Genomic DNA, 16,574 nt, shown 5'->3' on the forward strand with positions numbered 1-16,574 from the left:
CGATTGACAGCGCTACCCAGCATATGTCGACAGGAACGTTAGCTACTGCCAATCTGAGGCCAGTTTATCTCCAGGCAACATACGAAGGCTCGAGCAGAAGCGAGGTCATGACGGGGAAATGAACCGCGCCGAGTTTCCCGGAGGCTCCGACTTGTGAGAAGAAGGAGCTGTTATGGGAACACAATCGACACGGTATCCGACGGAGGTTCGCGAGCGGGCGGTCCTTCAAACAAGAGAGGCCGCCAACAGCCACCAGGAGCTTTCATGCGAGCCTTCGAATTCGATCATCACTTGATCAACTCCTACGAGCGTTTTTCGCGCTCGTTCAGCAGCATTCGATCAGAAGATCTTCGAGCCGCGATCGACGCGCAATATGACGATGGGCGGTTCTGGCCCTCTTCTCTCCTCTCCTTGAATCCACGCTACCTCTCAGGTCCCAGCGTGGATGACCTCGTCGCCTCTGGTGACTTGGAGGAAGGCACGGGGAAGGTATTCCGATTCGGCGAAACACCTCTGTGCTTTCACCGACACCAGGCGGAGTCGATTGCCAAGGCGACATCTGGAAAGAGCTTTGTCGTCACGACTGGCACCGGCTCCGGCAAATCGTTGTGCTTCTTCGTGCCAGTCGTAGACGCCATCATTCGCGCGCTGAGTGTCGGCAAACCGCGAACCACCCGAGCGATTATCGTCTATCCGATGAACGCCTTGGCGAACAGCCAAATGAAGGAAATCGACAAGTTCATCGCGCAGTCGGACCTACCAGGCAGCCTGAAGCCGATTGTGAAGCGATATACTGGGCAGGAAAGCCGAGAGGAGCGCAAAAGGATAGCGGCCAATCCACCGGACATCCTCCTTACGAACTACATGATGGCGGAATTGCTATTGACCCGCCAAGACGACCTAGACTCTCAGGTCATAAGCAACGCGGCCGGCCTCCAGTTCATCGTCCTCGATGAACTCCACACCTACAGAGGGCGCCAAGGTGCAGATGTGGCGGTACTCGTGCGAAGGCTACGAGACCGATGCACCCCAGACAAGGCTCCGGTCTGTATCGGCACATCGGCAACGATGGCCTCGGAGGGAACCGAAGAAAGCCGAGCCGTTGCCGTGGCCAAAGTTGCAACCAGGCTTTTCGGCTCCGAGATCGGTCCTGACGCCGTCATCGATGAGTCCCTTCAGCGGGCTACTGACGACACCATCACTCTTGCGCAAGCGACCGCCGGGCTGGCTGACGTGTTGCGACAGCCTATCCCAACGAACCTGGATGACGTGCAGCTCAGGACGCATCCCCTCGCGGTATGGGCGGAGCTTGCTCTCGGACTCGATGACGGGTTGGAGCTAAAACGAAAGAAGCCTATCCCCCTCGAAGACGCCGTCAAGCGGCTGGCCGATGATAGTAGGGTCGACGCGGAACAATGCAGAAAGCATCTCGAAGAGTTCCTGACGCTGGTAAGCCTTCCCGAAAATCAGCGCGGTGGCACCGGAGATCGGGCGTTCCTCGCCTTCAAGCTACATAGGTTCATCTCCGGCGCGGGTGAGATCTTCACAACGCTGACTGGCAAGCCTCGGACAGTTCTGTTCGAGGGTCAGCTTGAGGATCCAGATGCTCCGGGAAACCGACTTTATCCGACGCGCTTCTGCCGGAACTGCGGGCACGAATACCACGTCGTCACCAAGAATGAAGATGATGGCCACATAAGGTTTCTTCCCCGGAACATCGACGAGACACCACTTGAAGCCGAAGACGACGACGACATAGCCGGGTATCTTTGTCCGACCCAAGGCAATGATCCCGATTTCGCCTTCGATGGTCAATTGGATGGCTATCCTGAGAGCTGGCTGGAAGAACGCAACGGCATTGAACGGCTTCGTTCATATCGCAAGAAGCGCGCGCCCATCTCCTATGTTGTAACGCCGGAGGGCCGGCATGGCGCCGATGGCAGAGAATTTTGGTTCATCCCTGGAAAGTTTGCCTTCTGTCTGTGCTGCAAGGATGAACCCAACCAGGGGATGCGTGAGCGCAGCAAGCTGGCCGGCCTATCCGGTGAAGGCCGGAGCTCCGCGACGACTCTGCTCATATCGAGCGCTCTCGAATGGATGAACAAGCCGACGAGCGCTGTCCCAAAGACGAAACGCAAGCTTCTGGGTTTCACAGACAACCGGCAAGACGCAGCACTTCAGTCCGGGCACTTCAACGATTTTCTGTTCGTGAGCCTTCTCCGTGGGGCCGTTTTGCGGGCTATAGTTGCAGCGGGGGCCGACGGCTTGACCGAGGATGGGTTCGGTCTGAGTGTCGTAAAGGCGCTTGGCTTCACGTCTGCGAACAAGGAAGCGCGCGGCCACTGGATGCTCGATCCATCGGCTGGTGCAGTCATTCGGGAAGACGCTCAGCGCGCACTCGCAAAAGTCCTTGCTCATCGGGTCTGGACTGATCTCCGCAGGGGATGGCGGTACACCAACCCCAGCCTCTCTGTTCTGAATCTCCTCGATGTCGAGTTTGTCGGCGTCACCGACATGGCTTCAGACCAGGAAAGGCTCATGACTGTCCTCCCCGAGCTTGGTGGTCAAACAGAAGAGCAGAGGACCGACCTGCTGACGACCGTGCTGGGCGCAATGCTCGAAGGACTGGCCGTCAATACGGAAGCCCTAGATCTGACAGTCCTCGACGGTGTCGCACAGAAATCCCGTTCGCTGTTGCGCGCTCCCTGGGCGATTGATGCCAAGGAGAACCCACGCGGACGATCATCTCTGCTTCTACGCGCGCCCGGCAAGAATGCTGTGGGCCTTCGTGAGGAACAGACCCTCGTTCGCGCGGGCCACAATTCGCGTATTGCTCGGCTGATCAACAAGAAGAGTGTGCTGGGCACGAAGCTCGGGCGAGACGACTACCTTGAGTTCTTCTCGCGCCTGCTGGAGCTATTCGCGGATGAGGGTCTGATCGTTCCGGTCGAACTGGACGCTGATCTCGTAGGCTGGCGGTTGACACCCTCCGCCGTCCGCCTTGTTCCTGGCCCCGCGCTTTCAGACGAAAGCAAACGGGGAAATCGATACTTCCATGACCTATATGCTTCGATTGCGGAGGATCTTGCATCGGGTCATAGCGCCTATTGGGGGCTGGAAGGTCGCGAGCACACCGCGCAGGTGTCTCAAAGGCAGAGGGAATGGCGCGAGTGGCGCTTTAGGTACGAAGATGACGACCTGGAGCATCTCAGCACCTCTGATTATCGAACCGAAATCAAGGCAACCGGGGAGTCCGACCAGTTCCTCCCGGCGCTGTTCTGCTCGCCGACAATGGAGCTCGGGGTCGACATCTCTGCTCTCAACGCGGTCTACCTAAGAAATGTTCCACCGACCCCAGCCAACTACGCTCAGCGCGCTGGCCGTTCGGGACGGTCCGGACAGGCGGCGGTTGTCGTGACCTACTGTGCATCCGGTTCTCCACATGACCAGTACTTCTTTGAGCGCCGCAACGATATGGTTGCCGGCGTCGTTCGCCCGCCAGCGTTGGACATCACGAACGAGGAACTGGTGCGGTCGCACCTGCACGCTGTCTGGCTCGCGGAGACGCGCCTCGCTCTCTCCCCCGATATTCCAGAAATCCTCGACCTCAGTAGCGATCGGTATCCGCTCAAGGGAGAGATCCGGACCACCATTTCGAAAGCGGATCTGGTCTCCCGTGCTCGCGCACCGATGCAGCGTGTGCTCGAACAAATCCTGGCCGCCGATGAAGGAGCAATACCGGTCTGGATGGATGACCCGGAAGAGTTCGTGCTTCATGTGGCAATGAGCGCTCCGAAGGAGTTCGATCGAGCGTTCGACCGCTGGCGCGAACTTTACAATTCTGCCCGCACTCAGCTTGCCGAAGCCAACGCACGCTCGGAGATAACGGGTCTCTCAGCCGCCGACCGCCGCAAGATCAAGGCGGCTCAAATGCAGGCAAGCGATCAGATCGCGATCCTTGAGCAAGGGAAGGCCTCAAACGGTTCTGACTTCTACTCATACCGCTACCTCGCGACGGAAGGATTCCTGCCCGGCTACAACTTCCCGAGGCTGCCGCTATACGCCTTTGTGCCCGGCGAAGGGAAAACCGGCTCTTACCTCTCTCGTGCACGATTTCTCGCTATCTCGGAGTTTGGGCCGCGGAGCCTAATTTACCATGAAGGTCGCGCGTACCGGGTAATGAAGGCAAAGCTCGCTCCGGAAGTTCGGGAGGGAGATGGGTCAGAACTTGCAACCAAGGACATTTACATCTGCGCGAACTGCGGAGCCTGCCATGAGGAAGAAGTGGAGCGCTGCCATGGCTGCGCCTCGCATATGGCTGGTGAAGTCCCAATCAAGCGTACGCTCCGCATCGACAACGTAGAGGCTGCACCCACCGAGCGCATCACCGCCAATGATGAGGAGAGGGTACGCCAGGGCTTCGACATCCAGACCGTGTTCGCATGGCCCATGAAGGACGATAAGCTCCAGGTCGCGAGCGCCGAATTCAAGTGTGATGACACTGCGCTGCTGGCGCTCCAATACGCGAACAGCGCTGAGATTAGCCGTCTGAACAAGGGCTTGAAGCGTCGAAAGGATCAGACGGTTTTCGGCTTCAATATCGATCCTCGAACTGGCTACTGGGCAAAATCTGAAGACGAGAATACGGAGACCGACCCTCCACCCGACGCGGTTAAGCCGGTTCGGATCGTGCCGATCGTGAGAGATCGCAAGAACGCGCTTCTGTTTCGCTTCAAGAAACCGGAAGACTTCGACCCCAGCACGATTACCACCGTTCAGCATGCGCTCCTGCGGGGCATTGAGGTCGTGTACCAGCTTGAAGAGGGGGAAATCCTCGGCGAGCCGCTTCCGGCCCGAGACAACCGCCGTGCCATCCTTGCGTACGAAGCGACGGAAGGCGGCGCCGGTGTTCTTACTCGCTTGATGGATAATCCGGACGCGATCGGTGAAGTTGCTCGGACGGCTCTCGGGCTGATGCATTTCGAGAACATCGACGCGGCTGTCTCAAGCGGAAATGCTGATCTCTTGTCCAGAAAAACAGACGAGGCCTGCGTCAGAGGCTGCTACCGCTGCCTGTTGTCATATTTTAACCAGCCGGACCATGAGCAGATTGACCGTAGCAGCGGGGAAGTTATCCAGCTGTTGGTTGATCTCGCTCGCGGCCGCACGGTGCTCGAGAAGCGCGCTACGCGCGATAGCACGTCGTCGCCGTGGCTGAAGGCTTTCGACGAAGCCAGTCTCCCTAGTGTCGATAAAATGGGCATCAGCTTTGCCGGCATGGAAGCTGAATTCGTATGGCGAGAGCACTTTGTGGCCGCCACCACCCAGCCGATTTCCTCTGAAGTGGTCAGTGAAGCAGCAAAAAAAGGGTGGGAGCTGGTCGAGCTATCAGCCTCGCCTGAAGCTGGCGTACCGCAGAAACTACTTGATCTCTTGAAGGGATAAGCATGGTGCTGAGTTTCTCACCCGGCGATCTGGTGCGCGCTCGCGGCCGCGAATGGGTGGCTCTCCCGGCGTCGCGCCAAGGCGTTCTCGTGCTTCGCCCGCTGTCAGGAAACGAGAACGACGTCGTTGTTCTGGACCCCTCGCTAGAAATCTCATCGGTCGAAGCAGCGCGGTTCGATTTGCCCGAGGATGCACGGAGCACCGTCCAGGCCAAGGCAGCACTCTTGGCAGACGCGCTACGTCTCACATTGCGCCGCGGCGCGGGCCCTTTCCGATCTGCCGCTCAGCTGGCTTTCGAGCCTCGGATCTATCAGCTTGTGCCGCTGCTCATGGCCCTGAGACTTCAAGTACCTCGGCTTTTGATCGCCGACGATGTCGGTATCGGCAAGACGATCGAGGCGGGGCTGATCCTTCGGGAATTCATGGATCGCGGCGAAGTCGACGCCTTCTCCGTTCTTTGCCCTCCCCATCTGGTGGATCAATGGCTCATCGAGCTCAAGGATCGGTTCGGAATCGACGCAGTACCCGTGACTTCCGGTACCGCGGCACGCCTCGAACGCAACCTACCGCTCGCACAGACGCTCTTTGACGCCTATCCCTACACGGTCGTTAGCCTTGATTACATCAAGGCCGAGAAGCGCCGGGAGGGGTTCGCCCGGGCCTGTCCCGACTTCGTGATCGTCGATGAAGCCCACGCTTGCGTCGGAACTCACAAGGGCAAGCAGCAGCGGTTTGAATTGCTTCTGGGACTTGCGAGGGACGCCGAGCGGCGGATCATCATGCTGACCGCCACGCCGCATTCAGGCGACGAAGAAGCGTTTTCGCGACTGCTATCGCTGATTGACCTGGACTTCGCCACGCTGGACTTCGACAGCACGAGATATCGAGAGCGCCTTGCAAGGCATTATGTCCAGCGGCGTCGAGTGGACCTCGTCGAGGGGGATTGGCACGAGGACAGATCATTCCCGAAACACGAAACCACCGAGCACCCCTACCGGCTATCGCCCGAGCACTTGGCGTTCCAGGAAGCGGTCCTGGACTATTGCCTTTCGGTGGTGTCGAAAGCCGGGGAGCAGAAGAGGGATCAGCGCCTCGCGTTTTGGGGCACCCTCGCTCTCATGCGTTGCGTTGGTTCCTCGCCTGCTGCAGCGCTGAGTGCGCTGAGAAATCGCGCCGCCAACGAGGCAGACCGGCTCGAACCGCAGATCTATGACGAAGACGGCGACGATGAAGATGCCGTGGACATCGAGCCGAGTACGGCCTTCTCGGATGATCCCGCACTCGCTGCTCTCATCGACCAGGCAACCGATCTTCTCGATGCAAAGGATCCCAAGCTTGATGCCCTGATCGGTGCGCTCAAACCGCTGGTGAAGAGTGGTGCCAACCCCGTCGTTTTTTGTCGGTATCTGGCAACCGCCGATCACGTAAAGACGGGACTGCGAAAGGCGTTCCCAAAGCTCATCATCGAGTCCGTTACCGGAGAGTTGACCCCGGACGAACGCCGCGATCGCGTTGCCGAGATGGCTCTGGAAGATGCGGAAGATGGCGCCCAGAGGATCCTGGTGGCGACCGACTGCCTCTCCGAAGGCATCAACCTGCAGCAGCTCTTTGACACGGTCGTGCACTACGACCTCTCGTGGAATCCGACCCGGCATCAGCAGCGTGAAGGTCGGGTTGACCGCTTTGGTCAGCCGGCCGAGCTGGTTCGCTCGATCATGATGTTCTCGCCCGACAGTGCCATCGATGGCGCAGTTCTCGATGTGATCCTGCGGAAAGCCGAGGAAATCAGGAAGGCAACCGGGGTGACCGTTCCGCTGCCTGACGAGCGCGGGCCGGTCACGGACGCCTTGATGTCTGCGATGATGCTCCGCCGTGGCGGGCACAAGCAGCTCACACTCGACCTTCGCCTGGGGGACGGCACCAAGGTGATGGAGGCGCGTTGGCGCGACGCGAGCGAGAACGAGAAGAAGTCGCGTGCGCGGTTCGCCCAGAACGCTATGAAGCCTTCAGAAGTCGCACCGGAGTGGGACAAGGTCAGAGACCTGCTCGGCTCGCCCGAGGACACGAGGCTTTTCGTCGAGCGCGCGATGTCGCGGTTCGGGGTTCCGCTTGAGAAGAAGCGCAACGTCTATGTCGCTCACGTCCACGCCCTTCAGCAGACCCTGAAGGAGAAGCTCGAACAGCGCGGCCTGGAGAAGTCTGTCCGACTTGCCGCAGCTGAGCCTGCTCCCTCCGGTACGTCCCTCTTGACGAGAACCCATCCATTGACGGCGTCTCTTGCCGAGAGCCTTGTCGAGGCTTCGCTGGATCAGGAGGCGCTTCCGGATCTCGGCATCGGCCGCGTCGGTGCGTGGCCGATAATTGCGGTCTCGGCGATGACGCGCGTCGCACTCCTCCGCGTTCGATACAAACTCACAATCCACGCGCGAAAGGAGCGGCTCCTGCTGGCTGAAGAAGCAACTCTGGTTGCTCTTCAGGGGCAAAGCATCGTGGCGATTGGCGAAGAAGTCCGCGAATTGCTCAACACGCCGGCCACCGCCGATCTCGCAACGATCGCACGGGATCGGATGATCAATGCCGCAAAGGCGGAACTGCCCGATCTGCTCGCAGGCCCACTTGCGGATTTCGTCAGGCAACGGGCGGCGGAACTCGTCGAGGATCACGCTCGCCTGCGTACCGCGGCCGGATCCATCTCGCGCGTCAGCGTGGAGGCAGTCCTGCCGCCTGACGTCATTGGCTTGTTCGTTCTCATGCCGGGCGAGGTTTGATTATGGCGCGCAAACCGATCTCCGACATGTCCGCATGGGCCTCGCTCAGCCTCGAGGGCAACCTGATCGCGCCGGCGATGATTGCCAGGATCGATCAGCGTGACGCCCCGGAACAGGCGCCGGAGGATTACGCTGTCCGCAAGGGCCTGACGATCCGCGAGGAAATCTCGACAGCCTTCCGTGTCGGCCAGTCGCATTTCGATGCCTTCGCGAAGCTCGACGCGCCCTCTCAGGACGCGACCCGCCGTTTCGTTACCGGCTTTTTCAGGGAGACCTTCGGCTTTCACGATCTGTCCGCCGCCGACACGCCGATCGCCATGACCGCCAGCGGGCGCGTTCCCGTGGTTGTGGTTCCGCCCGACGAGACGCTGGACCGCCGCAGCCCGACCCTGTCCGTCGACCGTTCCCGTTCACCGGCCTTCGCGCTTCAGGATTACCTCAACGACAGGGAGGAAGCGCTGTGGGGCGTCGCCACAAATGGCACCCACCTTCGCCTCATGCGGGACAACGCGTCCCTGACGCGCCCGGCCTACATCGAGGCGGACCTCGCCCAGATTTTCTCGAACGAGGACATCGCCTCTTTCGCCGCTCTATGGCTTCTGATCCACCGGTCCCGTTTCGGCGCCGCCGACACCCCGGCAACCGACTGCCCGCTCGAGCGCTGGCGCGAGGCGGGCTCGCGTGAAGGGGAGGCTGCGCGGGACCGCCTGGCCGGCCAGGTGCAGATTGCACTCAAGGTTCTCGGTTCGGGCTTCCTCGAAGCGAACCCCGACCTCGCCGCCAGGCTGAAGTCCGGCGAGGTCAATCTCACAACCTGGTTCAACGAGCTGTTGCGTCTCGTCTACCGGCTGATCTTCCTGATGGTCGCCGAGGACCGGAACCTCCTTCACCCACCGAAGTCGAAGGCCGAGGCCCGCGCACTCTATGCCGAGGGTTACAGCCTCACCGCCCTGCGCAAGCAATGCTACCGCGCCGCCACCTGGGACAGACACCACGACCGCTACGAGGGCATCAAGATCGTCTTCCGGGCACTCGCGCAGGGACAGGAGGCGCTCGCCCTCCCAGCGCTTGGGGGCCTCTTCGCCGAGGACGGGCTGCCCCACCTCGAAACCGCCCGCCTGCGCAACCGCGCTTTCATGGAGGCGCTCTACCGCCTCTCCTGGCTCGCCGACAAGACCGGCATGGTCCCCGTCAACTGGCGTGCGATGGAGACAGAGGAACTGGGCTCGGTCTACGAATCCCTCCTCGAACTCCAGCCGCAGCTGGGCGATGACGGCAAGACCCTGCTTTTCGCCTCCGAGGCGGCCGAGCAGAAGGGCAACCAGCGAAAGACCACCGGCTCCTACTACACGCCCGACAGCCTCGTTCAGGCGCTGCTCGACACTGCGCTCGACCCCGTCCTCGACAACACCGAGGCCGAGTCGGACGATCCCGCCAGGGCGCTGCTGAAGCTTTCGATCATCGATCCCGCCTGTGGTTCTGGACACTTCCTGCTGGCGGCCGCCCGCCGCATTGCCACACGCCTGGCCCGCATCCGGGCCGAGGGCACGCCCTCGCTCGCTGACTTCCGCCACGCACTGCGCGATGTTGCGCGCTGCTGCATCCACGGGGTGGACCGCAACCCGATGGCGGTGGAGTTGACCAAGGTCGCGCTCTGGATCGAGACGGTGGACCCGGGCCTTCCCCTCGGCTTCTTCGATGCGCAGATCCGGTGCGGCGATGCGCTGCTCGGCGTCTTCGACCTGAAGGTGCTTGAGGAGGGTATTCCCGACGCCGCCTACAAGACGCTGACCGGCGACCACAAGGACGTCGCCAAGTTCTACGAACGCGCCAACAAGGACGCGAAGAAGGGTCAGAGCACGTTCGACTTCACCGGTGGCCGGTCCGACCTGCCGACCGCGCCCCTTTCGGCCGAGTTCTCCGATCTGCGCGATCTGCCGGAGGACACCGTGGAGGATGTCGAGGCCAAGGCGAAAGCCTACCGCTCGCTCCGGAAGCAGGACGCCTTCTTGCGGGCGCGCACGGGCTGCAACCTCTACACCGCGGCGTTTCTGCTGCTGAAGTCGGGCGAGGTGCCGAGCGGCAACTCCGAGCGGACCGTGCCCATCTCGCAGGATGTCTGGCTCGCGATTGGTCAGGGCAAAGGGCGCAAGCCCATCATGGAGAACGCAAAGGCGGCGACACAGGCTCGGGCGTTGCACTGGCCACTGGAATTTCCTGACATCATCGGGCGCGGTGGCTTCGATGTGGTGCTTGGCAACCCGCCGTGGGAGCGGATCAAGCTTCAAGAGAAAGAGTTCTTCGCCGCGCGTGATGCCGATATCGCCTCTGCACCTAACGCAGCAGCTCGCACCCGCAAAATCAACGCGCTGCGCGACGCTGAAGCAGGCACTCCGCAACGAGCGCTCTGGGACGCTTTCCAGGCTGAGAAACGCTTCTCTGATGCGATTTCAACCTTTGCTCGCGTCGACGGCGAAGACGGTGGCCGGTTCCCTTTCACAGGTACGGGCGATGTGAATACATATCAGTTGTTTGCCGAGCTGTTTTCCTGCCTAGCTGGACCTAACGGCCGCGCTGGCGTGATCGTTCCCACTGGCATCGCTACAGACGCAACGACAGCGCCATTCTTTTCTCATCTTGTGGATAAGCAGCGCCTTTCAAGCTTGGTGGATTTCGAGAACCGAGCGGGGTTATTCCCGGCTGTTGATAGCCGCATGAAGTTCTGCCTTCTTACTATCGGAAGAAACGAGCCAGCGGCACGCTTCGCATTCTTCCTTACTGAACCTGCACAATTGGCGGAGGCGGAGCGGAACTTCACCCTTAGCCCTGAACAACTCGCAGCCATAAACCCGAATACAAAGACAGCACCGGTCTTCCGCTCCCGTTGGGACGCCGAGTTGACGGCGAAGATTTACCAAAATACGCCAGTTCTAATTGATGAACGCCCTAAGTCGAAATCAAACCCTTGGATTTTGGATTTCCACACCAGAATCTGGCATATGTCTGAAGACTCTGGGTGGTTCCTAACACACTCTGATCTGGTCGAAAAAGGAGCAGAGCAGCGGGGTGTAAACTGGATTGTTAGAGGTTCGGGTGAAATCTTTGTCCCTCTGCTTGAAGCCAAGATGTTTCATCATTTTGATCATAGATGGGCTTCTTACGGCTCGAATGGAGACGACTTTGGGGAAGTCCAAATTAATCAGAAGCGGGATTCAGACTTTGAGGTCTTTCCTCGCTATTGGGTGCCGCAAGCAGAAGTGAAACGACGCTTGTCGGCAAAATCGTGGTCCGCTCAATGGCTCACGGGTTGGCGAGACATTACAAATGCCACCAACGAGAGGACAGCGATATGCGCGATCGCTCCATTGCGCGCAATAAACAACAAATTCCCATTGATGTTCCCAAGGGTGCCGCCACGACAGATTTCGGGGCTAATTGCGAATTTTTCCGCCTTTGCCTTGGACTTTGTGGCCAGGCAAAAAGTGGGCGGCACAAACCTTACACTCTTCATGCTGTTCCAGCTGCCGATTTTTCGCCCAGACTACTATACGCCCGAAAGGCAAGCGTTCGTTACCCCCAGAGTTCTCGAACTCACCTACACCTCGCGCAGCCTCGCCCCCTTCGCCCGCGATCTGCGCCATGACGGCCCGCCCTTCGCCTGGGACGAGGACCGCCGCGCGCTCCTCCGCGCCGAGCTCGACGCCTTCTACGCCCGCGCCTACGGCCTAACCCGCGACGAGCTGCGCTACATCCTCGACCCTGCCGACGTGAAGGGCCCCGACTACCCCTCGGAAACCTTCCGCGTCCTGAAGGAAAAGGAAATCCGCAAATATGGCGAGTACCGCACCCGCCGCCTCGTCCTCGAAGCCTGGGACCGTATGGAAGCGGATGGTACCTTCGTCGACCTCGGCCTCGCCGACGCTGTCGCCATGCCCGGCCCGCCACCCATTCAACTCCCGCCACTTGAGCAACTTCCCGACGCTGCTTGGGCACGCTCGGTACCGTCTCCGCGGCACGATCCGTCGGCGACACTCGCGGCAATTCTGAAGTCGCTGGATCGCCCAACGCCAATCCGCACGGTCCGTCTGACCGCAGCGATCATGCTCGAACCCCACCTTTTGACACCCCTTCTTCCGCCTGAGGATCAGACCCAATGGCGGCGTCTGGTAGGCCAGGAGGCAGAGCCTCATTCCGGAAACGTTATCGGCTTCGCCGCGCGGACCGCGCCGGGATGGAATGCCGCCATCACAAACCATCGCGGCAATGGCCGACTGATTGAGGACCTCGCAGCCGGAACCTGGGCGCCGGGCACAGGTCTGGAAGCCTTTGACACGGCGGGCTGGCCAGAAGGGCGCGCCGGGTTCGTCATCAACGCACTGCGAAACCTGAACATCGACGCAACCATGAACGCTGCCCCCGACGAGGTTCGGGACTGGATCGCGAATGCCGCAGCAGGATGATCTCTTTCCGGTTCCGCCACTGAGCGTTGAGGTTCCGAAAGACCTCACGGAGCCGCGGTTTTGGGTGCGGCGGCTGAAACTCTGGAAAGAGCCGGGCAGCGAGATCATTCGAGACATCGAGTTGCGGCCGGGGCTCAATATCATCTGGTCGCCGGACGGAGATGACGATCCGGAAGGGGGCGGGCGTGCAATCGGCCATGGCAGCGGGAAGACGCTGTTCTGCCGCTTGCTGCGCTATTGCCTCGGCGAGTCCCGCTTGGCCGATGAGGTCCAGCGCGATGCCATCTCGACGAGATTTCTGAACGGCGTCGTCGGCGCTGAAGTGATGCTTGACGGAGTCTGTTGGGCGGTAGCGAGACCACTCGGCATCGGCCGCAAGCACTTCGCGATTGAGGACGGTAACCTCGATGCTGTTGCGAAAATGGAGGGCACGTCGACCGGAATAGAGCCGCTCATCGACGCCATCGAGACCAAGATCCTCGGCGAAGGGACTTCCCAATTGGCGAGACTTTCGGTTGCACAGCGGGCCTGGCCGGTTGCTCTGGCGTGGGCGGCGCGCGATCAGGAATGCCGTTTCGACGACGTCCTCGACTGGCGCTCGTCGGCATCAGGATCGGATGCGCCGCAACCCGCAAGTGGTGATGCCAAGGGGCCTCGGCTGCTCGCGATGCGGGCGTTTCTGAACGCTATTACGGAAGAAGAGCAAGCCGCACGGCGCCAGGAGCAGGACGTTGAAAGCCAACTCGATCAAGCAAAACGGCAGAGGTCGTTTCTCGAATGGGATCAGGGGCGGCGCGTGGAACGTCTCGTTCGCGATCTTGGTCTTAGCGATGCATCGCTGCCGGACATGCCGCTTCTTTTGGATTCCCTAAAGTCGGTCGCGGAGGAAAAACTTGCGGCGGCTGCAAAACTTCCATCCGGAGTTAGCGCCGAACTCGATGAAGCTCGGCGTACCTCTCAGAACGCTCGCATTGCATTGCGCGACGCTGAACTGAAGGCAGCCGAACTCGATGCGAAATTGCCTCTCGAAGAAAAGCTACTCACACAGATGAGTAGTGAAATTCCGGGGCTTTCGGCAGCCGCTCAATCTGCGGCTAGTCCGATCTGTCCCATCTGTGAGGTGCCAATCGATACAGCGCTCGCGGAAGGCTGCAAGCTGTCTCACAAATTTCCTGATCAAGCGCAGTGTCGTGCTCGATGGGAAGCAAAACGTGAGGAAGTCGATGCCCAGCAAAAGGCGATAGTGAGCTTTAAGGCTGAGATTGATGCCCTAAAGCCCAAAATCGCTTTGGTCCGCCAGAAGGCTCAGCAGGCGGAAGAGCGCGTGGATCGCCTCGAAAAGGCTGCTGACGCCAGAAACACAAGCTGGCGCACTGCAACCCGCAATGTCGAAGATGTTCAGCGTTCCGTAGAACTGGTCGATGAGCTGGCGCGTGCAGAGTCTACGATCGGAAAACTGGATGAGGATCTGCAGCGCGTCCGCGACCAGCTTCGGGGGTTCGAGGATAAGCAGGCAAAGGCAATCGGTGCGATATCGCAAAAATTCTCAGCCATCATTCGGCGCCTGCTCGGTGACGATGCCAAGGGTATTGTGCGTCTGACCGGCAAAGGTCTTGAGATTAGTGTGGAAGCCGGGGGCGACAGGCGAACAGCCGCAATTCAGTCTTTGAAAATTCTTGCCTTCGATCTGGCTTGCCTTTGCCTGAGTATCGAAGGCCGAACGCGCATTCCCGCATTTCTAATCCATGACAGTCCGCGGGAGGCCGATCTGGGGCAAACGATCTATGATGCGCATTTCCGGCTGTTGCGAGCACTTGAAGAAGAACTGGCGGGTAGAACTTTTCAATATGTGATCACAACGACAACCAGACCGCCACAGGACCTCAACAAAGCGCCCTGGCGTCGTGAGGTTTTACGAGGAGCACCAGGCAGTGAGCGGTTGTTGGGCTGCGACCTATGAAGATCGATATGGAATGATCGAAATCTCTCAATCCTTCGTTGTCTCAACCGAGTGCAGCAAGGCCGCTGAGCAGCATGGCTTTCGGCGTCGGCTTGGTGAGACCGATGGATGGGCGGCGTTCCAGTCGACGACGGCACGGGGAACGATCTGGCTGGCCGCCGAAGGGCCAGCTGGCCCATGGTTTCTCGCGCTCGATCACACAGGCGTCATGGAAGAGCACGATATACCGGCCGTGGATATGCCAGGGCCGGGTCTTGCCCGCTATGCCTTCGAGACGCTCGGCCAGCTCTATGGTGTATTGCCGCGCATTTACCAGCTGGCCGCGAGCCTTCCCGATGCGCCGCTTCGGGAGTTCCAGGCGAAGGTCAATGGTCTGCCGAAGACGACCGAGGCCGAACGGCTCGTCGTCCAGCGCATCGGTCAGGACATTTTCCGTGCCGGGCTGATGGATTATTGGCAGGGCCGATGCCCACTCACCGGCATCACCGATACAGCGCTGCTGCGCGCGTCGCACATCGTGCCGTGGAAGGACTGCACGAGCGACGCCGAGCGTCTGGATGTTCACAACGGCCTTCTGCTCTCAGCCCTGTGGGATGCCGCTTTCGACCGGGGGCTCGTGGCCTTCGATGACAAAGGCCGGCCCCAATTCTCACCATCCTTGAGCGATGTTGCTGGCGCCGAATTGCGCTGGCAGAACCCGATCCCGCTGACCGACAAGCATCGAAAGCGGCTGACCTGGCACCGAACGAATATGTTCGCTAGCTAAGAGACAGCATAAAAAAAGTATCATGCTCTCGCCGAAAATGGTTCGGATGCCGCTTCCGTAGGAGCGCGCCTGTTACTAAAGTGAGTGGCAATGGCTGCCGGCAATGACAGGCAATACTGGATACTCTCGGAGGCCGCCGCGTGGGTCGTTTTCCGTAGTGACCAAGTCGTACAGAAGTTTGCGCCACCCAACCCGCACGACTTCCGAGCCTTCATGTTCTATCCGTCCATGCGACCGGACCATCCAGAAATCGGCAGAGTGTCGGATCTCTTCGATGCGCTTCGCGCCGGACGACTGAAAGCGCTTGCCCGCCGCAACGTGCCCGGCGGAACCGTCGAGGAAATCCCGGTTGCGGAATGGTCCGATCTTGTACCGGACGTGAGGGGTCCTTACCGGCACCTGGACGGCGGCGGCAAGGACCACCCCTGGACCAACATCCAGGTCCGGCGGGCCGATGTCGAAAAGCTCTGGCGCCGCTCCTCCGAGAAACAGGGCCGAACGAAGTTCGATTGGTTTCAGCTCCGCGACATGTTCCTGGAGCTCCGTGCCCGCAATACCGGCCTCTCGCGGAACGAATTGATCGTCGAGCTGCAAGGCACCTACTGGGACAAGACCGGCAAGGAACCGCCTTCACGCAGTTCAATCCAGCGCCAGATGCGCCACTGGTGACCCGGCCCACGACACCCGCTCATTCTAGCGGGCCAATGCCGGGCTGACGGGCCGGCAACGACCTCCCGAAAATGATGCCTGAAGTTCCGAAGAGGACGACAGGCATGGCCTCTGGCCAACCCCAAACAGACAAGAATGACCTAAGGGCCCAGGACGCCCTCTCGACGCTCGTTCGCCTGCTCGCCGTCCAGGCCGCCCGCGAAGCCGTTGCGTCCCATTCGGAACCAGCCCGAACGGACGAGGATCCCGAGAATGAACAAGAACAAGATCACCGCTGACCGCCCCGAGCGGCTGCTCACCATCCCCGACATCGCTGACCTCCACCAGGTCTCGGAGAAGACCGTGCGACGCTGGATCGAGGCCCGCGAACTGCCGGCCGCGAAGCTCGGCAACCAGTGGCGCATCCGTCCGCGCGACCTCGAGCGCTTCGTTCACGACCGGCTGTACTGATGGCCAACGCTGTCCATCAAAGTCCTGTTTTGTCAGTGACTTGTGGACCAATCGGG

General features: G+C 60.3%; 7 protein-coding genes. All 7 read left to right on the forward strand.

From position 1 onward, the window contains the following. Positions 1–264: 264 nt before the first annotated feature. The 7 genes from TEF_16045 to TEF_16075 all read left to right on the forward strand — a co-directional run bounded on the left by TEF_16045 (position 265) and on the right by TEF_16075 (position 16,518). On the forward strand, positions 265–5,445 hold the full coding sequence (locus TEF_16045) for an ATP-dependent helicase (GenBank protein ANK82132.1): 5,181 nt from the start codon (positions 265–267) through the stop codon (positions 5,443–5,445). Between the two features lie 2 nt (positions 5,446–5,447). Next, positions 5,448–8,213, forward strand: coding sequence for a helicase (locus tag TEF_16050; protein ANK82133.1), 2,766 nt, complete (start codon positions 5,448–5,450; stop codon positions 8,211–8,213). A gap of 2 nt (positions 8,214–8,215) precedes the next feature. Further along, on the forward strand, positions 8,216–12,673 hold the full coding sequence (locus TEF_16055) for a restriction endonuclease (protein ANK82134.1): 4,458 nt from the start codon (positions 8,216–8,218) through the stop codon (positions 12,671–12,673). Between the two features lie 325 nt (positions 12,674–12,998). After that, complete coding sequence (locus TEF_16060) at positions 12,999–14,633, forward strand: hypothetical protein (protein ANK83545.1); 1,635 nt, start codon at positions 12,999–13,001, stop codon at positions 14,631–14,633. Between the two features lie 13 nt (positions 14,634–14,646). Continuing rightward, complete coding sequence (locus TEF_16065; protein ANK82135.1) at positions 14,647–15,399, forward strand: restriction endonuclease; 753 nt, start codon at positions 14,647–14,649, stop codon at positions 15,397–15,399. Between the two features lie 213 nt (positions 15,400–15,612). Continuing rightward, on the forward strand, positions 15,613–16,068 hold the full coding sequence (locus tag TEF_16070; protein ANK82136.1) for a hypothetical protein: 456 nt from the start codon (positions 15,613–15,615) through the stop codon (positions 16,066–16,068). Between the two features lie 252 nt (positions 16,069–16,320). Then, a complete protein-coding gene (locus TEF_16075; GenBank protein ANK82137.1) occupies positions 16,321–16,518 on the forward strand; it encodes a hypothetical protein in 198 nt (65 codons plus the stop codon). Positions 16,519–16,574 lie beyond the last annotated feature (56 nt).

Source organism: Rhizobiales bacterium NRL2 (assembly GCA_001664005.1).
In the GTDB taxonomy this organism is placed as follows: domain Bacteria; phylum Pseudomonadota; class Alphaproteobacteria; order Minwuiales; family Minwuiaceae; genus Minwuia.

Bases quoted from the DNA above. Each gene is read 5' to 3' on its own strand.
- TEF_16045 (ANK82132.1), top strand. From the start codon at position 265: ATGCGAGCCTTCGAATTCGATCATCACTTGATCAACTCCTACGAGCGT.
- TEF_16050 (ANK82133.1), top strand. From the start codon at position 5,448: ATGGTGCTGAGTTTCTCACCCGGCGATCTGGTGCGCGCTCGCGGCCGC.
- TEF_16055 (ANK82134.1), top strand. From the start codon at position 8,216: ATGGCGCGCAAACCGATCTCCGACATGTCCGCATGGGCCTCGCTCAGC.
- TEF_16060 (ANK83545.1), top strand. From the start codon at position 12,999: ATGCTTGACGGAGTCTGTTGGGCGGTAGCGAGACCACTCGGCATCGGC.
- TEF_16065 (ANK82135.1), top strand. From the start codon at position 14,647: ATGATCGAAATCTCTCAATCCTTCGTTGTCTCAACCGAGTGCAGCAAG.
- TEF_16070 (ANK82136.1), top strand. From the start codon at position 15,613: ATGTTCTATCCGTCCATGCGACCGGACCATCCAGAAATCGGCAGAGTG.
- TEF_16075 (ANK82137.1), top strand. From the start codon at position 16,321: ATGAACAAGAACAAGATCACCGCTGACCGCCCCGAGCGGCTGCTCACC.